This window comes from Thermodesulfobacterium sp. (assembly GCF_030445475.1).
In the GTDB taxonomy this organism is placed as follows: Bacteria; Desulfobacterota; Thermodesulfobacteria; order Thermodesulfobacteriales; family Thermodesulfobacteriaceae; genus Thermodesulfobacterium; species Thermodesulfobacterium commune.
In genome coordinates, this window is record NZ_JASUTP010000012.1 from 1 (window position 1) to 20,111 (window position 20,111).

At 35.4% G+C, this 20,111-nt stretch carries 13 protein-coding genes and 1 pseudogene; 10 read left to right on the forward strand and 4 right to left on the reverse strand.

Annotated elements, in window-relative coordinates:
* Positions 1-310: 310 nt before the first annotated feature.
* Positions 311-703 carry a CBS domain-containing protein gene (locus PWP26_RS04955; protein ID WP_022854860.1) on the forward strand — a complete coding sequence of 131 codons (393 nt, stop codon included), beginning with the start codon at positions 311-313 and terminating at the stop codon, positions 701-703.
* Here the strand turns inward: PWP26_RS04955 and PWP26_RS04960 are convergent.
* On the reverse strand, positions 698-1,435 hold the full coding sequence (locus tag PWP26_RS04960; RefSeq protein ID WP_038060306.1) for a 2-phosphosulfolactate phosphatase: 738 nt from the start codon (positions 1,433-1,435) through the stop codon (positions 698-700). The genes PWP26_RS04955 and PWP26_RS04960 overlap by 6 nt on opposite strands.
* Positions 1,436-1,518: 83 nt before the next feature.
* On the opposite strand from PWP26_RS04960, the gene PWP26_RS04965 reads away from it, so the two are divergent.
* A complete protein-coding gene (locus PWP26_RS04965; RefSeq protein WP_028840998.1) occupies positions 1,519-2,418 on the forward strand; it encodes a cation diffusion facilitator family transporter in 900 nt (299 codons plus the stop codon).
* Here PWP26_RS04965 and PWP26_RS04970 read toward each other — a convergent pair.
* Together PWP26_RS04970 and PWP26_RS04975 are read right to left on the reverse strand one after the other, a co-directional pair.
* Positions 2,415-3,941 carry an AMP-binding protein gene (locus PWP26_RS04970; RefSeq protein WP_081856469.1) on the reverse strand — a complete coding sequence of 509 codons (1,527 nt, stop codon included), beginning with the start codon at positions 3,939-3,941 and terminating at the stop codon, positions 2,415-2,417. The genes PWP26_RS04965 and PWP26_RS04970 overlap by 4 nt on opposite strands.
* A gap of 20 nt (positions 3,942-3,961) precedes the next feature.
* A pseudogene (locus PWP26_RS04975) lies at positions 3,962-5,241 on the reverse strand (OmpP1/FadL family transporter).
* 540 nt (positions 5,242-5,781) lie between these two features.
* Between PWP26_RS04975 and PWP26_RS04985 the strand changes: the two are divergent.
* The 5 genes from PWP26_RS04985 to PWP26_RS05005 all read left to right on the forward strand — a co-directional run bounded on the left by PWP26_RS04985 (position 5,782) and on the right by PWP26_RS05005 (position 14,257).
* Positions 5,782-9,000, forward strand: a complete 3,219-nt coding sequence (locus PWP26_RS04985; RefSeq protein ID WP_038060436.1) for a helicase-related protein — start codon at positions 5,782-5,784, stop codon at positions 8,998-9,000.
* Positions 9,001-9,099: 99 nt separating this feature from the next.
* Positions 9,100-10,992 carry a DNA methyltransferase gene (locus PWP26_RS04990; RefSeq protein ID WP_301399088.1) on the forward strand — a complete coding sequence of 631 codons (1,893 nt, stop codon included), beginning with the start codon at positions 9,100-9,102 and terminating at the stop codon, positions 10,990-10,992.
* Positions 10,993-11,332: 340 nt separating this feature from the next.
* Complete coding sequence (locus PWP26_RS04995) at positions 11,333-12,718, forward strand: hypothetical protein (protein ID WP_301399091.1); 1,386 nt, start codon at positions 11,333-11,335, stop codon at positions 12,716-12,718.
* Between the two features lie 61 nt (positions 12,719-12,779).
* Positions 12,780-13,535 carry a DUF2851 family protein gene (locus PWP26_RS05000; RefSeq protein WP_038060310.1) on the forward strand — a complete coding sequence of 252 codons (756 nt, stop codon included), beginning with the start codon at positions 12,780-12,782 and terminating at the stop codon, positions 13,533-13,535.
* Between the two features lie 269 nt (positions 13,536-13,804).
* Entirely contained in the window at positions 13,805-14,257 is a 453-nt protein-coding gene (locus tag PWP26_RS05005) for a tetratricopeptide repeat protein (protein ID WP_038060312.1), read from the forward strand.
* A gap of 13 nt (positions 14,258-14,270) precedes the next feature.
* On the opposite strand, the gene PWP26_RS05010 is transcribed toward PWP26_RS05005, so the two are convergent.
* Complete coding sequence (locus tag PWP26_RS05010; protein ID WP_038060314.1) at positions 14,271-15,338, reverse strand: branched-chain amino acid aminotransferase; 1,068 nt, start codon at positions 15,336-15,338, stop codon at positions 14,271-14,273.
* Positions 15,339-15,429: 91 nt separating this feature from the next.
* Here PWP26_RS05010 and PWP26_RS05015 point away from each other — a divergent pair, with 91 nt between their 5' ends.
* Genes PWP26_RS05015 through PWP26_RS05025 form a run of 3 tightly spaced genes read left to right on the forward strand, consistent with a single transcriptional unit; the run spans position 15,430 to position 20,107 of the window.
* Positions 15,430-16,062 carry a hypothetical protein gene (locus tag PWP26_RS05015; protein ID WP_038060316.1) on the forward strand — a complete coding sequence of 211 codons (633 nt, stop codon included), beginning with the start codon at positions 15,430-15,432 and terminating at the stop codon, positions 16,060-16,062.
* Entirely contained in the window at positions 16,007-19,000 is a 2,994-nt protein-coding gene (locus PWP26_RS05020) for a PD-(D/E)XK nuclease family protein (protein ID WP_287568375.1), read from the forward strand. The genes PWP26_RS05015 and PWP26_RS05020 overlap by 56 nt, the downstream gene beginning before the upstream one ends.
* Before the next feature lie 27 nt (positions 19,001-19,027).
* Entirely contained in the window at positions 19,028-20,107 is a 1,080-nt protein-coding gene (locus PWP26_RS05025) for a CofH family radical SAM protein (RefSeq protein ID WP_273010768.1), read from the forward strand.
* The last annotated feature ends 4 nt before the right edge of the window (positions 20,108-20,111 follow it).

The window sequence follows — 20,111 nt, forward strand, 5'->3', positions numbered from 1 at the left end:
TTAGGTTTTATGTTATCATTAATTTAAAAAATATTAAAAATTTTTATTATGCCTCTAAAATATTTTATTAAAAGACACAATTTATATTCTACTCCCTCTATTATTGAAGAGTGTTATTTAAAAGCAGCTGAGAAACTTGGGAATGCTATGGCTAACGAAATCCTAAAATAATTTTTATATAATATCTGACAACCTAATTCAGCCTCTATGGGTTTAATTTGAAGATTATTAAACTTAAAAAAGCAGGTTACCTTGACTGTGCTTTAATTTTTTATTATAATAGAGGCAAAAAATTAAAGGGTGAAGGGCTATGATAGAGATTGAAAAAATCAGGGTTAAAGATGTTATGAGTACCCCTGTGTTTACCATCAACGGAAATGCCACAGTTAAAGAAGCGGCAGATTTTATGATAAAAAATGGTTGTAGAGGATTGGTGGTAGAAAAAACAGACGAAGAAGATGCTTATGGAATCATCACAGTTAAAGATATAGTCTACAAAGTAATAGCTAAAGGGTTACCTTTAGAAAAGGTCAAAGTTTTAGAAATAATGACCAAACCCTGTATAACTGTACCTGAATTTTATGACATCAAATATGCTGCGAAACTTATGGAAATGACAGGATTGATCAGACTTCCTGTAACCAGAGGAGATGAAGTTGTAGGTATCATAACCCTAAGAGATATCATCAAGCCTTTTCTATGATAGACGATTTTTGACTAATGCTGCTTTTTCTATAAACTGAAAAACCTCTGGGATGGTTTTAGCTACTCCTACTTGAGCACAAAATTTAACATCTTTTTCTAGACCAAGTTCTATTAATTCTTTAGCATGCTTAGATAAATAAAAATTTTCTTCTACTGTACGGTTTTTGACCTCTTCTGTTAAAAAACCTGTCTCATCTATCACTTTAAATCCTATCCTTTTAGCTATTTCCCAGGAAGCTACCACATCTTCCTCTGAAAACTCTTCTTTTCCATATACCCCTGCAGGAATTATAACAATATCTTTTTGATGTTTTTGGCTTTCCTCTCTTAAAACCGCAGATAAGGCTTCTGCGTTCAAGGTAGTTCCCACAAATACCCTGGTAGCTCCTTTGCAAGCAAGGATTCTCCTTGCTCCAGAAGTTGAGGTAAAAATAACTAACCTACCCTTTAAGTTAGAAGCAGAAAATATCTCTGAAGGACTGTTACTGTAGTCAAAACCCTCTATTATAAGGTTGTTTCTTTCTCCTACTAACATAGCCTGGGGTAACTCTCTTTTTAATGCCCAGGCATCTTCTACCTCTGAAACCACAAAGATAGTTTCTACCCCTTTTTCTAACAAAGTTACTATAGTAGCACTTGCTCTTAGAGCATCTACTACCACTGCTATAGCCTTAAGATCTCTTGCCTTTTGACAACCCTTGCTGCCTGGAGATAAAAAAACTTTAAACATACCCTTTATTTTTAAACGATATCCTCGGTTGTCAAGCCCTAATTCTTTTCAAACTTTTGTCGCTGTGATAAAATTAGAAAACGATGGAACTTAAAGGTTTTCAGGGCACAAAAGTTTCTCTTATAAGCTTAGGTCTGGCTGTCTTAATCTTTTTAATAAAGATTTTTGCTTATCTTATTACCAAGTCTGTGGCTATCTATTCGGATGCTATGGAATCAACCATAAACATCTTTTCTGCCTTAACAGCCTTTATCGGCTTAAAGATAGCTCTTAAACCGCCTGACCCTGAACATCCCTATGGCCACACTAAGATAGAATACCTTTTTTCTATCGTCGAAGCTACCTTTATTTTTATTGCATCTATCTCTATTTTATGGAAGGCCTTTCAAAACCTTCAAACTCCTCAACCACCACCTAATCTTAATCAGGGGTTTGTTTTAATAGGAATAACTTTAGTCCTTAACGGGTTTATTTCTTTTATAGCCTATTTACAAGGAAAAAAAGAAAACTCACCGATACTAATAGCACACGCCCATCACATATTTACCGATGTTTTAACTACTTTAGGGGTAATGATTGGTCTTTTTGTTGCTAAATTTTTTAATATATGGATTTTAGATCCTTTGATAGCTATGGTTTTAGGGGTCAATATACTTTATATGGGTTATAAAATTACCAAAGAATCGATAAATTCTCTTCTTGATGCAAGCTTACCCAAAGAAAAGGTTGATTCTATCAAAAACATCATCTCTGAAACCATCAAAAATCATCCTCAAAAAGAACAGATTCATGACATCCATGAGTTCAAAACACGAAGAGCCGGAAGAAAAGGATTTGTAGAGTTTCATCTAACCGTTTCAGAAACGATGTCTATTAAATCTGCCCACGATATCTGTAATGAAATAGAAAAAAACATCTCAGAAAAACATGGAGACATCAAGGTAACCATCCATATAGAACCCGATGAAAAGAAAAAACCTTAACCTTTAAGCTTCAGCCTTTCTATCACCATTTCTTGTACTTTACTAAAGTTTATTTTCCCACTTCCCATCTTAGGGAGTTCTTCGATGATTAAAAATTGTTTAGGCATTGCTAAATTTGGGAGCACCTTAGCAAGTTGTTTTACCACTGACTTTTCATCTATCTTTTGGCTTACCACTGCAACGATTTTAGCCCCTTTAATTTCATCAGGTACTTCTACCACACAACATTCTATCTCCTTAGGTAGAACCTTTTCTAACTCCTCTTCTACTTTAACCAAAGATATCATTTCTCCACCTATTTTAACAAACCTTTTAAGTCTTCCGACATGCCAGAGATAACCATCTTCATCTAAATAACCCATATCTCCTGTGTCATACCATCCATGTCTTATCCTCATAGAGGTTTCTTCTAAATCGTTATAATAACCCTTCATTACGTTAGGACCTTTTACTAAAATTCTTCCTATTTCATTAGGCCCACACCTTTCTCCTGTTTCGTAGTTCTCTATCATAACTTCCACGTTAGGGAGTGGTTTTCCTACACTCCCAGGTTTGTTAGCATCAGGCATGTTAGCTGAGATGGCAGGTGAGGTCTCAGTAGTCCCATAGCCTTCTAAAAGTATTTTTCTGTGCTTTTCCCACATAGCATCTCTAAGAGATTGAGGACATTTATCTGCTCCACTTACCATAAGCCTTAAGCTGTCAAAGGTTCCTGGTTCTGCCTTTTTAAGATACCCCCACCAAAAACTTGGAGTAGCCGCCATAACTGTAGGTCTTTCTTCCTTTATAATTTGACAGATCTTTTGATACTCAAGTGGGGTTTGATAGGTAATAAAAGTCATACCGTGATAAAGTGGTGTCCAGAGATTTACGGTTATCCCAAAAACATGAAAAAAAGGTAAAATGGAAAGTATGATGTCTTTTTCTGTAAGCTTAGCCATCTCACTAAAACCTTCTATGTTGCTAAGAATGTTTTTATGACTTAATTCCACAGCCTTAGGGTCTTTTTCGCTTCCACTGGTAAAAAGTATAACTGCTGTTTTTTCTGCATCTTCATCGATGTTACAATAAGTCATAAGAAATTTTAAAGGAAGCCGTGAGATGGCTGACGAGATTAACTTTTCTTTTAAGTCTATCTCCTCTATCCAGTCTTCTACAAAAGCCATGTCTTCCAAAACTGGACAGTTTACCCTTTCAAGCAGTTTCTTAGAAGTCACCACCGTCTTAAAACTACATTTTTCCCTTGCATATCTTATGTTATACTCTGGACCGGTAGAATAATTAATCATCACTGGGATTTTTCCAGCCATAAGAATACCTACTACTGTAAAGACGGCTGCAGAGGAGTTAGGAAGCATAACTCCAATCAATCGATCCCTAAATTTTCTTATTTTTCGGGAAAAAATAAGACTTGCAATCAAGGCTTGTTGATAAGTAAACCTTTTATCAATGGCTCTGTCAACAATAGCTATTTTATTAGGATAGGCTTTAGCTGTATAAATAAATTTTTCATGAAGTTGCATGTTCTTTCCCTCTTTTCAAATTAAAAACTATAACGCAACTGAGCGCTTATTATGTCTACATGACCTCGATAATAACCTTTTAAACCACCTCTTCGTTCATCTTCTCCTACAGGGTCTTTATCTATGTAAGATTTTTTAAAAAATATGTGCACATATCCTAAATCAAACTTCAGTTTTTCAGATAAGGTATAACCTAAACCTAAAGCTATCCAAAACCTGTCTGTGTCTGGGATCCTTGGAGTTCTATGTTTATCAAAAGCAATAGGGGTTTCATCATAGGCTATGCCTGAGCGAAAAACCCATTTATAGGTAGGTTGATAAGATAAGCCTATAGAGTAGCGGAAGCAATCTTTCCACTTGGTGGTAATCACTGTGTCTCCTATGGTTAAAGTATCATACTTAATTCTTAATTCTTCAAACCTGCTCCAACTAGTCCAGGTGATGTCTGCCAAAACGGTCCATTTTGAGTTTAGCTTATGAAAACCGCTAAAAGATAGCATTGGAGGAAGGTCAAGACGGGCTTTAACATTATCTTTATGAAATATACTGCTTAAAGGAAAAGAGATATTTTCAAACTTAACCTTTCCTTTTAGTTGGTGGGTTATCTTAGACCTGTAAGCAACACCCAATCTGGTATTTTCTGAGGGTTCATAGAGAATGCCTGCATTCCAACCAAAAGACCAGTCATCTCCTTTTAATCTGGCAAAACCATCTTGAGTAATTCCATATTTGGTAAAATCTATTGCATTGGTTATTTCTGCCTCTGCCCGTTGAAAGTTTGCCCCTAAACCCAAACTAACCTTTGAATTGAGTTTATAAGCCATAGCCGGGTTTAAGTTTATGGTTATAAGCTTTGACTTTATAGCATGATATCTACCTACCCAGTTTTTGTCATACTCAGTCTGCAATCCAAAAGGAGAGTTTATCCCTATACCTAAAAAAACTTTTCATTTATCGGGGTTGAAACATAAAGGTTAGGAACTATCCCTATTACCCCTGCATCTCCGCCGTTGTTTCCAGTAAGAGGTGTTTTATCAGCCTTAATCGAGCCTGTGTTTTTAAAATGAGCGGTAGGTATGATTACATGAGTACCTAAGGAAATTTCAGGCTTGGTAAGTTTAGTGAGTCCTGCAGGGTTGTAAAAAATAGTACTTCCGTCTTCAGCCGAAGCTGCAGCCCCTGCATAGGCATTGCCAAGCCCACTAACCCCTTGTTCATAGATAGCAATTCCAGCCCCATAAGCCTTTAATACTAAGAACGGAAAAAAACTTAAAAAAATTAGAAATAAACTCAAAAACATAAGCCTACCTCATTTTTCAGTTTTATAAAAAATTGAAACCAATTTAGCAAAAAACTTTCAATAAATCAAGAGGGTTTTTATAACGAAAATACTAATAGAAAATAAAATCAAAAAAATTTCCTGTAATTTTTAGACTAAAAATTTTAATCTACCAGATATGATCTCCCCCTATAAGGATAAGAAGGATAGGTTGGATACATTACCAGGCACTATAACATCTGTTTGAATCAGGTAAAGGCACCAACAAAAAAATTCTGAATTAGTTGTTAGATTTTTGTTAGTTATCAGGATTTTGAAGTTAAGAGAGTTTTGCAGTATAATGGCACCCTCTTAGATTTAGAAAATTTTTTTACCCAATGGGTGATATTATAAATCGTTTAGAGCAATTGGAAAATGGGGAGATTATGGATGATTATAAATTTTTATCGGCAAATTAGGGGGAACACTACCTTATTGACTCAGATTTGTTTATATGGTATTTATTTGGTATATAGTAGTAATTTTTAAATGACAAAATGTTTAAATCAAGATAAAAATACTATGGTTAATGAAAAAGTGCCTCTTGATTTAACCTTCATAACTAACGAATCAGGGAAGAAATTAACAGATAGACTGTGTGAGCTTATAAAGGACTGTAAGTACTTTGATTGTCTGGTTGCGTATTTTTATTTGAGTGGCTTTCACCTACTTGTTGAACCTTTAGAAAAAACTGAAAAGATAAGAATTCTCATAGGTTTAGGAACGGATAGACAAACCCTTGAATTGATAAAGTCGGCACAGAATCCGTCTTCACGTCCTTCTCATGCAGAAACAAAAGAAAAGGTGGTTGAGTTGATTGAGCAAGAAATGGCTGATTCTGAAGATGACCTTAAGGTTGAAATTGGGATTAAAAAATTCATCGAATGGATAAAAAAAGGAAAGCTTGAAATAAGAGCATATCCATCAAAGAAACTTCATGCAAAGCTCTATATCATGACTTTTAGAGAGGGGGACAGAGACATTGGAAGGGTTATTACAGGTTCAAGCAACCTTACTTATTCTGGGCTTGAGAAAAAACTGGAATTCAACGTTGAACTGAAAAATCCATCCGACTATTTTTTTGCCAAAGAGAGATTTGAAGCGTTGTGGTCTGAGGCTGTTCCTGTCAGTGAGAAATATGTTCAAACAATCAATGAAAAAACCTGGCTCAACGATAACATAACCCCTTACGAATTATATCTGAAATTCCTCTACGAATACTTTAAAGAAGACCTTTCTCTGAAGGAAAAACTTTCTTTGGTTTACTTACCGCAAGGGTTTAAACGGTTTGAATACCAGGAACAAGCAGTGTTGAACGCAAAAAAGATTTTAGAAGAACATGGTGGGGTATTCATTTCCGATGTGGTTGGGCTCGGAAAAACTTATATCACCGCGATGCTCGTAAAACAGCTTGATGGAAGAACGCTTGTCGTGGCCCCTCCTGCACTCCTAACCAAAAATAATCCCGGTTCATGGCCTAATGTTTTTTCCGATTTTAACGTGCAGGCTGATTTCGTATCAATCGGCAAACTTGACGATGCCATTCAGATGATAGAAAACAGAGAATATAAAAATGTTGTGATAGACGAAGCACACTACTTCAGAACAGAGGAGACCAAGAGATATGAGAAGCTTGCAGAGATATGCCGTGGAAAAAGGGTGATTTTGGTATCTGCTACTCCTTATAATAACTACCCAAGCGATATTCTTGCTCAAATCAAACTCTTTCAGAATGTTAGAAAAAGCACCATACCAGGTGTTAGCAATCTTGAAGAGTTTTTCAAAGAGCTTGAAAGAAGGCTAAGCAAAGTCAATCGTCAGAGAGATTACGAAAAATTCCTTGAAATAACAAGAGAGAACGCCAAAGAAATCCGCAACAAAGTGCTGAAACATATCATGATCAGGAGAACAAGAAGCGAGATTGAGAAATACTTTGCCGAAGATTTAGGACGAAACAACGTCAAGTTTCCAGAGGTTGAAGACCCTAAGCCCCTTTACTATCAGCTCAACGATGAAGAAGATGAAATTTTCACAGAAACAGTAAGGCTCATAACTCAAGAGTTTAAATATGCTCGCTACACGCCACTTCTTTATTTAAAAAAAGGAATAAAACCTCTTGAAGAGCAATCGCAGAGGAACATGGCTGGCTTTATGAAAGTCCTTCTTGTTAAGCGCCTTGAAAGTAGCTTCCACGCTTTCAAAAGTAGCATTGACAGGTTTATTCGTTCATATGAAATGTTCATTAAAGAATTTGAAAAAGGGAATGTGTATGTAAGTAAGGACTATATAAATAAAATATTTAACCTCATAGAAAAGGGGGATGATAAAGAAATTCAGAAAATTATTGATGAAGGAAAGGCAGAGAAGTATAACAAAGAAGATTTCAGGCCTGAGTTTGGAAGAGATTTGAAAGAAGACCTTGAAATTTTAAAAAGAATAAAATCAATGTGGGGCAAAATAAAAAGAGACCCCAAAATTGAAGTCCTACTCTCAAACCTTGAAAATAACCCAATACTTAAGGACAAGAAGGTAATTATTTTCACGGAATCAAAAGAGACTGCAGAGTATTTAACAGAAAAGATAAACGAGTATTTCAAAAAAGAAATCGCGCTCCTTTTCCACGGAAATTCATCTGAAGCCGACAGGGACAAAGTCATAGAAAACTTTGACGCAAGGGCCAAGAATAAAAAGGATGATTATAGAATTCTTGTGTCAACAGAGGTTCTCTCAGAAGGTGTCAACCTTCACAGGTCAAACATAGTGATAAACTACGATATACCTTGGAACCCAACGAAGTTGATGCAAAGAGTGGGGAGGGTTAACCGTATAGACACCCCCTTTGACAAAATTTACACCTTTAACTTTTTTCCAACAAAACAGTCTGAGTCTGAGATAGAGCTTACAAACATCGCCCGTTCAAAGATAGAAGCCTTCCTTACCTTGCTTGGTGGAGATAGCGCCATTCTGACTGAAGGTGAGCCTGTATCTTCTCATGAGTTATTTGATAAACTCCTTTCAAAGAAGACCATCACAGAAGATGAGGAAGAAGAAAGCGAACTTAAGTATTTGAGAGTTATTGAGGACATAAGGGACAAAAATCCAGAGCTCTTTGAAAAGATAAAATGCCTCCCCAAAAAAGCCCGCTCAGGGAAAGTTTTCAATCCATCTTTAAGTAATGTTGCCAGTCCCGGCTCTCTCGTTACATTTTTCAGAAAGGGAAAGCTAATGAAGTTTTTTTTATCAGAGAAGAATAGAACGATTGAGCTTGATTTTTTGACTACTGCTAAAATCTTGGAATCATTAGTTGACGAAAAGAGGGTAGAAATTCCCGTTGAAACTTACTACGAGTTGCTACACAAGAATAAAACAGCATTCTTTTACTCAACAGCAGAAGAGATAGTAAAACACAAGCATAGTAGTAAAGATATTTATAGCAAACTTATTATAGAGCTTAAGGCAACGCAAAGTCACAGCAAACAGCTCACCGAAGATCAGGAAGAATACCTCAAACGAGTCATAACCCAGCTTGAGCGTGGAGCCTTGCCTAAACAAACGGTAAAAAAAGTCCTGTCTGAGCTAAATAAACTTGGCAGAGAAAAATTAAATCCCTTAAAGGTTATTGCAGTCTTGCATAAAGAAATCTCAAACAGACTTCTTGAAAGTCATTACTCTGAAGTATCCATCGTAACCGAGGAAAAGAGAGAAGTTATACTCTCCTTATACTTGGCGAACGGTGAGTAGGAGAAACTCATGGATAGAGAGCAGGCAAAAAAGCTTATAATCAACACCTTTGAAAATCCCTTTGCTAAAGACCGCTTTGTTTATTTCCTGAGAAACCTTTTGAAATCCTTTGAGGAAAGCACCTTTGTCTATCAGGGGAACTACATCCCAGACGCCTTTGAAAAATACGTAAGGACTCTGGAAAGAGTTGGAAAGTATAACTACGACGGAAAGGAGATAGACCTTCTTATAGTAGAGCTTAAGAAAGAAACTTCCCTTGAACGTGCAAGGACGATGCAGAGAAACTTCATCGCCTGGTATCTGAAGGGGAGGTTAACAGATGCCGCGCTGGTTGCCTTTGTCTCCCCAACCAGCGAAGACTGGAGATTTTCACTTGTTAAGATGGACTATCGTTTTGAGGAGAAAAAGGTTAAAGAAGAAATTACCCCCGCCAGAAGATGGTCTTTCCTTGTAGGAAAGAACGAAAAGAGCCACACCGCCCAGAGCAGGTTTTTACCGCTTCTTGAAAATGATGATTGGAAACCTGCCTTAAAAGATCTGGAAGAGGCTTTTAATGTTGAAGTAGTTACTCAAGAATTTTTTGATGCCTACCGCTATGCGCTCCACGAAGTAATTATCAAAAATCTAAAACACGAGAATATAAACGAAATTCCTTATGAGAAAAAACATTCCTTTGCACAACAACTCTTATCAAGAATCCTGTTTATTTACTTCCTTCAGAAGAAAGGATGGCTTAAATGGAAAAACTACGAGCAAGACAAAAGTTATTTAAAAAATCTGTGGTTGAAATACAAAGAAAAGCACTGTAAAAAGGATAAATTTTATTCTATATGGTTAAAAAGCCTATTTTTTGGAGCATTTAATAAAAGATTTCAATTCATCCATTCTGAGTTGCCTGACGATATTAAAGAATCTTACTCCACGATGCCTTTTTTAAATGGCGGTCTTTTCTCGGAGAATGAATTAGATAAGATTGGCTTTGATGTGCCTGATGAAGTTTTTGAATGGTTGTTTGAGCCTGATTTGTGGTCTTCTGACAAAAAGAAGGGATTTCTTGAAATTTTCAATTTTACCATTGATGAGGCAACACCTCTTGACGTGGAAGTTGCGGTTGACCCTGAAATGCTCGGTAAAGTATATGAATCCTTGATAAACGAAGAGGAACGTGGTTCTTCTGGAATTTTCTACACCCCCAGAAACGAAATAGATTTAATGTGCAGGCTGTCTTTAGTTGAATATCTTCATGCTAAAGCAGGCATTGACAAGCAAGATTTGATAGACCTTATTTTTAATCCACCATCAATCAGCAAATACGAAAACATTGATAATCTGAAACTCATCCGCAGATACCTTGAAGAGGTTAAAATTGTTGACCCTGCGGTTGGCTCTGCTTCTTTTCTTGTTGGAATGATGAGCGTGCTGGTGGAGCTTCATTCTGAACTCACAAGAAAGATAGAAAACAGGGAAGAGAACCTCTTCGCCCTGAAAAACAGAATAATCCTTGAAAACCTTTACGGTGTTGACATCAAAGACTGGGCTGTGATGGTTGGTGAACTTCGTCTCTGGCTTTCGCTCATCATTGAAACCGATGAAAAATATATGGACATTTACACAAAGCCACTTCTTCCAAACCTTTCTTTTAAAATTCGACAGGGTGACTCACTGGTTGAAGAGATAGGAGGGGTATTCATAAATTTAAGAGGAAATGCTCTAAAAACATTACCAAAATCCATCCAGCAGAAAATTGCCGAACTGATTGATAGAAAAGCAGATTATTTCTCCGGAAAAAGAAGTGCAGACTTAAAAGAAAAGTATGAGATAGAAAGCTTAGAGATGGAGATTTTTAGGGAGATTTTGCAGAAAAGAATTGATGAATTAACAGAAAAAAGAAATCTTAAAGAGAAAGAATTAAATATGTTAAAAGGTCAAAAAGATCTTTTTGGAAAAGATAAATCACAAGAAAAAGAACTAAAAAACTTGAAGAAGAAATAAAACAATTTGAAAATGAAATACACAAATACCAAAATGTTCTTTATACAATCGGTAAAAGTGAAAAGAAGGATTACTTTCTTTGGGAAATTGATTTTGCAGAAGTTTTTGCCTTAAAAGGTGGCTTTGACATCGTAATTGGTAATCCACCCTATGTTAGACAAGAGCTCATAGCTTCACCACTTGAAAGAGAAGAGAATTACACTCCTGATAAATGGAGAGAGATTAAAAAACAATACAAAGAGAAGCTCATACAAGCAGTTCAAAGCGTCTGGAAAGATGTTAAAAAATAGACAAAAAGAGTGATTTATATGTCTACTTCTACTATCAAGGCTTATCCCTGTTGAATGATGGCGGAATTTTTTGTTTTATAAACTCCAACAGCTGGCTTGATGTAGGATATGGTGCGGGACTTCAAGAATTTTTGCTTAAAAACATGAGACCTATTTACATAATTGATAACATTGCTAAGCGTTCTTTCAAGCAGGCAGATGTTAATACAGTGATTGTTTTAATTCAGAAGCCAGTAAACAAACTGGAAGATTATGTGATAAAATTTGTTGCTTTTAAAAAACCATTTGAAGAAGCCATATCGCTAGATGTTCTTAAAGAAATTGAAATAGCAAACAAACCTATTTTTGACCATCTTCTCTTTAGATTTTATCCAAAAACCAAAAAAGAGCTTTTAGAAGAGGGCGTGGAATATCTAGAAGAAACAGAATTAGGATTAAAGCATTCTGTAGAATCTTTACCTTATATAGGTAACAAATGGGGTGGGAAATACCTAAGAGCACCAGAGATTTATTTTAAGATTCTGGAAAAAGGAAAAGATAAACTGGTAAGATTGGGAGATATTGCAGAGGTAAGATTTGGAATCAAAACAGGTGCCAACGAATTCTTTTATCTTAAACCAGTTGGTATGACTGTTAAGGAAGTTGTAGAAGTTGCTGAAAGAGATCCAAAAGCATTAATCAGAGTAAAAAATGGTGCTGGCTGGGAAGGTGAAATTGAGGCGGAGTTTTTAAAGCCGGTTATAAAAAGCCCAAGAGAACTAAAAACCATAATGGTAAAGCTTGAGGATTTGAATTATTTGGTTTTTATGTGTCATAAGAGCAAGGGGGAACTGAAAGGGACAAAGACGTTGGAGTATATTGAGTGCGGGGAGAGGCAAAAATATCACAAAAGACCAACATGTAGAAGTAGAAATTTATGGTGGGATTTGGGAGAGCAGGAAAAAAATTCATATTTATGGTCAAGAATACATAACGATTCACATAGAATTTATCGTTCGCACATTTATGCTGCGGATACATTTTCAGTGTTATATCCAAAATATGATTTTGATATTACGGGAGCCATACTTAATTCTACCATGGTGTGGTTTGGTAAAGAGCTACATGGAAGAAAAGTTCTCGGAGAGGGTGGCCTGAGTTCTTTAGGCGTTGATTTGGTAAATATACAGGTGGTAAATCCAGAAGTTGTTTCAAGGAAAATATTAAATTCCTTTAACAGACTCAGATCAAGAAATATAGAAAATATCTTCACCGAACTTGGTTTTGACCCCAACCATCCCATCCGTGAACAAGAGCCAAACCCTCTACCCGACAGGAAAGAACTTGACGATATCGTTTTTGACGCTTTAGGACTTACTGAACAAGAACGCAAAGAAGTCTACTGGGCAGTTGCCGAGCTTGTAAAGGCAAGACTGGATAAAGCAAAGAGTGTGTAAATGTGGTGGAAATATATCAAAAGGTGAATACGATAAAGCTCCAATAAGGTAGGATTTATACATGCAAACATCGGAACTACGGCAAATTCTTAGCAGGTTCGGGGAAGAAGTTTTATATTCAAAAATTCATCGGATGAAAAACCTTTTGAAGATTGCTGATTTTGACGAAGCCCTCTACAGGGAGCTAATGCTTTCCCTTGGCTATCCCAGGAACAAGCTTCAGTTTTTGGAGCTTTCTCTTCTTCTTCCATACAGAGAAATAAAAAAACTCAACACTCAACCGCTCATAGAAAAGGCTCTGCTCTACAGAGCTGGATTTGTAGAAGATTATTCTGGCCTTCCCCCTGACTTTGACATTTCCCTGAGATTAGAGAAAACATACTGGAACTACAGGTCAATACGTCCCGTAAACTTTCCTGACAGAAGAATAAAAGATTTTTCCCACTTGCTAGCTGAAACAACTCAAATGGGAATTTACAATTATTTCAAAAAGCAGATAGAGGTCAATTACACCGGTATAGTGGAGAAGTCATCTGCCAAGATGGCTGTTGAAAAAATAATGAATTTCAAGCGTATCGGTATAAGCAGAAAAAGGGAAATGTTTTTCAACATAATTTTACCTTTCTTTTTGGCAGATGATTCATTTAGTAAATATCATTCATTTTTGTTAAAGCTTTTTGAAGTCCACCCGCCTCTTGATGTAAACAGCAAAATAAAAAGATTTTATACTAAGGTTTCCTCTATGATTAACAGGGAAAAAGTGGAAATTTCAAACGTTAAAGAATACTTTGGGGCCATGAAGTACGTAGAAGGATAATGCGAATTAAAACCATCTCTCTCACCTAATCTGACGGTAACCCTCCAACCCTCTAAAGCAAGCCAAGTTCAAAGAATACGATCTTCAGATTGACGAGCTTGTCTACAAGCTTTATGATTTAAGCCGTAAAGAGATAGAGATCATTTAAGGAGATAGTAATCAATAAGAGCTGAGTTAAGGTTGCCGTTGAAATAGTCCTCTTACAGAGTTGATTTATTTACAAAAGAGTATAAATTTAGTTAGAAAAAATTGTAAGAAGAGGTGAGGTTATGTCTCAGGTAGATATAGAAGACCTTTTTTTAGAAGGAGCTAAACTGATAACCCTTAGAAGGTTTGACGAGGCTTTAGAATGTTTTGAGAAGGTCTTAGCCTTAGACCCTAACCACATCAAGGCTTTAGAAGCAAGGGCTGTGATCTACTTGCAAAAAGATCAGTTAGACTTAGCAGAAAAAGATTTAGAAAGGGCTCTTTCGTTAGAACCAGAAAATCCAAGATTATATTTTAGGTTAGGGCAAATTTATTATAAGAAAAAAGACTTAGATAAGGCCCTTGAGCTTTTTACTCGAGCTATAGACTTAGAACCGGTTTATCCTGCTGCCTATATGGCAAGAAGTCAAATATTAAGAGAAAAAGGGCTTGAAGAAGCTGCAGATTTAGAATTAGACAAAGCTGTACAAGTACAGAGAGAACTTGCTAAAGCCAGAAAAGTAGTAGATTTTTAGGTCAATACACCTTTTATTCCAACACCACCGTCCAGTTAAACTCGTCCTCTCTTTCTCCGTATTGTATTCCAGTGATATAATCGAAAAACTTTTTGGTAAGTTCTCCTGTTTGACCTTGCCCTATTACATAGGGTTTGTCTTTGTAACAAATTTCTCCTACCGGAGAAATCACAGCAGCAGTTCCTGTTCCAAAGCACTCTTTCAGCCTACCTTCCTGTATTGCTGAGATTACTTCATCTATAGAAATTTTTCTTTCCTTAGCAGGAATTCCTAAATGAGAAGCAAGTTTTAACACAGAATCCCTGGTTATCCCTGGAAGGATCGATCCAGAAAGAGCAGGGGTGGCTAATTCGTCAGAAAAATAGAAAAAGATGTTCATACTACCTACTTCTTCTACATACTTTCTTTCTTTTCCGTCTAACCATAGCACTTGGGTATACCCTTTTTGTTGAGCTACAGCCTGGGCTTTAAGGCTTGCTGCATAGTTTCCACCAGTTTTTACCTCGCCTGTTCCTCCTGGACAAGCCCTTACATATTCTTCAGTTACATAAATCTTAACCGGGTTAAATCCCTCGGCATAGTAAGGGCCTACAGGAGAAAGAATTATCATAAAAAGATATTCATGACTAACTTTTACCCCAAGTGTATTTTCTGTAGCAAAAATGAAGGGCCTTATATAAAGAGCTGATCCTTTTTGCTTAGGTATCCAGTCTTTGTCTAACAAAACTAAAGTTTTAATAGCCTCAAAGGCAAAGTTAGGGTCTACCTGAGGAATACACATCCTGTCTGCAGAACGATTTAATCTATTTATATGGTCAAAAGGCCTAAAAAGCCTAATCTTTCCGTCAACCCCAAAATAGGCCTTCATCCCTTCAAATATGGTTTGTGAATAATGCAACACTATAGCAGCAGGGTGAAGTTCTATGTTCGAAAACGGGATTATTTTTGGAGAATGCCAGCCTTTACCTTCCTCATATTTCATCACAAACATATGAGGAGTAAAAATTTTACCAAAGACAAGTTTATCAAAATTAGGGGCCTTTCTATCTTCAGGTTTAGCTAAATGAATTTCAATTTCCATGGTTAGGCCTCCTGTCTAATTTTAACTCAAATTTAGAATATACCTTTTCGTTTTTTTGACAAGACCTTCTTTTGAGGTAAAATTTAAAAACATGGGGTTAATCTTAAAGCAAAATAATCTCTCAAAAAGACAGCTTAACCAGGAAACCATCAACCGTTTCATAGGAGAAATTTTACACTTTACTTTAGAAAGTTTATTGGTTTGTGAAAAAGATATCAAAACACTTTTTCACGATAAAGAGTTTTTTACTCAAAAAATTTCCTTTTATCTAAAAAAAGCTTTAGCTCTGTATCAAGAACCTATTTTTGGGAAAGAAGAGATAGAAAAGAACGCAAAAGAGACCTTACTTAAACTTTTTGAAGAAATTGAATTTAAAAAACTGATTTGCAAGGTTTTAAAGCAGGCTAAAAACATATATTCTGAAGTAGAAGGTTTTTTGTTTGATGAAAAAACAGAAGATGCCAAGATGGTAAGGCCAGATTTAATAATTAAGTCTCTTTCGGGTTGGATAATTTTTGAGTTTAAACTTCATCAGGCTTCTGATCTTAGAGATGAAGACCAACTTAAGGGCTATGTTTCTTTGTTGCAAAAACTTTATCCTGATGTTAATATATCAGCATACCTCATAGTGTTAGAGCCTTTTAACATAATTGAAATAACCAAAAAAGATGCCTCAAGCTATACTAATTCCTGCCAACTCTCACTTTTTGAAAACCTTAGTTAACTTTTTTCTGGATGGAAGGTCTTTAGACGAAAGTATTTTAAAAACCTGGATAGTTTTTCCTAATAAACGTTCTGCCCTTTTTTTTAAACACTACTTAAAAGAAAAAGGAGGGAAGAACAAAGCTGGTTTTTTCCCTCGTATTTTTTCTTTAGAAACCTTGGTAGATTATCTTTATGTCATGCTGGAAGACCACCCTTGTCCAACAGGCACAAAGATTTTAAGGCTTTTACCCCTTTTAGAGGTTTTTCCTCAAGTTTTATCAGAAAATGTAAGCGAGAGTTTTGAAAAAAACTTTTTTTGGGGCATAAAATTTCTTGAGGTTTTTGAAGAGTTGGAAAAGGAGGATACAGAGCCTCAAAATTTGGTATATCCACCTGAAAACTTACCTCCTATCGCTAAAGATATTTTCGAAAAGCTAAAGAAAATTTATCTTGAATACAATAAAGTTTTAAACCAAAAGGGTTGGGTTAGCCCTACTTTTAGGTTAAAGAGGGTAGTAGAGACTTTAGAAAAGATTGATTTGAAAAAAACTTTTTTAGGTTCTATGATAGAAGAGGTTTGGCTGGTAGGTTTCGCTGGTTTACGAAAGATAGAAGAAAAATTATTTAAAGTTTTTTTAAAAAATTTTGAAAAAGCCTTTTTAGTATTCGAAGTTCCCAAAGAAGACCCTACCGTTTTGCCAAACGTGGTGAAAAACACGTTACAACTCTTTGGGATGAACCAGGATTATAGAGTTTTACCTAAAAAATATTATGCAAAAGAGGTAAAAACTCCTTCTATAAAAATTTATCGCTCTACTGACTTACATTTGGAAATAACGAAGGCATTAGACTTGATAAGGGAAAATCCTCAAAGGCCAGACGAGATAGCGATCGTGCTTTCTGACCCGAATACGTTAATACCTTTAATTTATAAACTGGAACAAAAAGATATTCCCCTTGAGGTGAATATTTCTCTTTTTTATCCCCTCGATAGTTTTCCTCTAAATTCTCTTCTCACAGCGGTTATAAAAGCTCAAAGAGATAAAATTCAGGGACTTTATTCTACCCAGTCTTATTTAAAAGTGATAAAACATCCTATGCTTAATCGTGCTTTTTCAGACAATACTTTTGGAGAGGAATTTTTTAAGCCTATAGAAGATTTCATTAGAAATAAGGGCTATGTGACCATAGATTTAGGAGAAATAGAAAAAGAATTTGGGGTTTATCATCAAGGTAAATACACCCAGGATATTATAGGAAAAATTATCAAGGAGGTTCATCAGGTTTTCTTTAAAAACTGGGAAACCATAAGATCTCCAAAGGATATAGGTAAAAACTTGGAAAAAATTTTAGAGTTTTTAAACCTCAAGGATTTTAATTTAAAGTCTCAAAGTTCTTTTCAAGATATAGTCTTACATAACTATCTTGAGGTAATAGAAACAGAGGTTCTTCCCTTTTTTACCAAAGATTACCTTCCTCCCTTTATAAACAATAAGGAAAATCTCTTAACCTTGTTAGAGTATCTTTTGAAAACCCAAAAAGTTCCTTTGTTTGGAGACCCTCTTAGGGGATTACAGATCCTTGGTCTTATGGAAACAAGACTTCTTTCGTTTAAAAAGCTTATCCTTTTAGATATAAACGAAGGAAGTTTTCCTCCTTCTCAAAAGTTTAACCCGTTGCTTACCGACGAGATTAAATCTTGGTTAAAAATACCTATTTTTAATCACAATGAACTTTGGAGCTATTATTTTGATAGACTTGTAAACTCTGCAGAAGAAGTACACCTATTTTATCTGCTTGTTGAGAAGTCGACTACCCAGGAAGTTAAAGAACCTTCGAGGTTTATACATAGGTTAAAATGGGAGTTAGAGCAACAAGGAAAGGAACCCGAAGAAGAGCTCATCCAACCTAACTTTTGTGTTTTTTCAAAAAGAGAAGAAGGGATACCTAAAACTGAAAAAATAAAAGAGAGTTTGTTTAACCACTTATCCAGAGAAAGGGTTAGTCGTTATTATTTCGAAACCTATCTTAAGTGTGGGGCTAAATTTTTCTTTAAGTATATAATGAAACTTAGAGAACCTGAGAGGTTGGGTTTTAAGGTAGAAGATCCAGGAAAGTTTATTCACAGTTTTTTTGAAGAATTTTTTAGGCCTTATGAAGGAAAAAGGTTTTTGATCTTAGAAATTTATGATGAAAATAGGATTAAAAATAAATTTGATATTCTATGGAAAAATTTTGAGTTTGAAAAAAAATTTGATCCTTTAAGTCATTACCTTTCAAAAACTATAACTTTGGCAAGTATTTTAAAATATTTTGAATTTTTAAGGAAAAAAGAAGAAGAAAAAAAGATAAAAGCGCATAAACTTCTTGGTTTAGAAAAAGATCTTGAGACTAAAGAAGATATAGTGCTTTGTGATGGTAGGACTTTAAATATTACATTTTATGGCATTTTTGATTTTTTGATAGAAAGGGAAGAAGAGGTGAGAAAATATTTAATTATGGATTTTAAAAGCAATCCTTCTATATCTCCTCAACCTAAAAAAATGAAAGAGTTTATAAATAAATATTCTCTGCCAGATAAATATGACTTAGAAAGTTTATGTTCAATACTTGAAAACTTTGGAGACAGCCTTGCAAACTTTCAGTTGTTTTTTTATTGCTATCTCTTCTATAAAAATAAACAGAAATTTATCTCTTCAAAGGTAGATAATTATATCATAAACGCAGGGTTTATTAGACCTTCTAACTTTAAGGAACCTGAAGATTTTCTTTTTAATCTTAAAAAGAAAGAATACGCTGCGGTAAATCAGTTTTTTGAAAAAGAAGCCAAAAGTTTTTTAGAATGGATAGTTAATCATATGTTATTCTCAGAAAAATTTTATTTTACTGAAAAAGAAGACTTCTGTAAGTACTGTGAGTATTTACCCCTTTGCAAAAATTATCGTTATTTAATATAGTGTAATTATTAAAAAAGGAGGGATAAGGTGGAAAGCTCTCTGGTGTTAGAAAAGTATGCAGAGAAAAACCGTTTTTACAGAGAAATAACAGAAAAAATACTTTCTGGAAAAACTTTAAACTTCGAAGAGGCTTTAAGGTTGTATCAAGAAGGAGATTTTTATTTTCTGGGCACCCTGGCTAATGTCGTAAAAGAAAATTTGCATCAAAAACGTTATTATTATACGATAAACAGACATATTAACTATACTAATGTTTGTACTACTAATTGTAAGTTTTGCGGATATCACAAAAAGCCTGGTGAAAAAGGAGGTTATACCTATCAAGTAGAAGAGATTATAGAAACGTTAAAATCAACACCAGAATTAAAAGAAGTTCATATAGTAGGAGGGGTAAACCCAGAGTTGCCTTATGAGTACTATGTAGAACTGATACGTAAGGTAAGGGAAAATTTTCCTTCTTTAAGAATTAGAGCTTTTACCTGTGTAGAAATAGACTGGTTCTCGAAAATTTCTAAAAAACCGGTAGAAGAGGTTTTAACCGAGCTAAAACAAGCAGGGTTAAATTCTCTTCCAGGAGGAGGGGCGGAGGTTTTTTCAGAAAGACTTCATAAGGAGCTCTATCCTAAAAAGATTGGTTATCAGAGATGGCTTGAGATAGCTAAGACAGCCCATAGATTAGGAATACCTACTAATGCTACCCTTCTTTTTGGACATTTAGAAACAGATGAAGAGATAATAAACCATCTATTAACCCTCAGAGAAGCCCAAGAAGAAACCAAAGGGTTTTATTGTTTTATCCCTTTGGCCTTTATACCGGAAGGCAATGAACTTTCCTATCTACCCGGGCCTTCTGCTTTAAAGATTTTAAAAACTATCGCTATTTCAAGGATTATTTTGTCTAACTTTCCTCATATCAAGGCTTATTGGGTTTTTCTGGGGGTAAAATTAGCTCAGATAGCCCTGTTATGGGGAGCAGACCATTTTCACGGAACGGTGATAGAGGAAAAAATAAGCCAATCTATGAGAAAAGATACCGTGGTACATCTTTCTAAAGAAGAAATTGAAAGACTTATCCAAGAAATAGGGGGTGAACCAGTAGAGATTTAAAAGC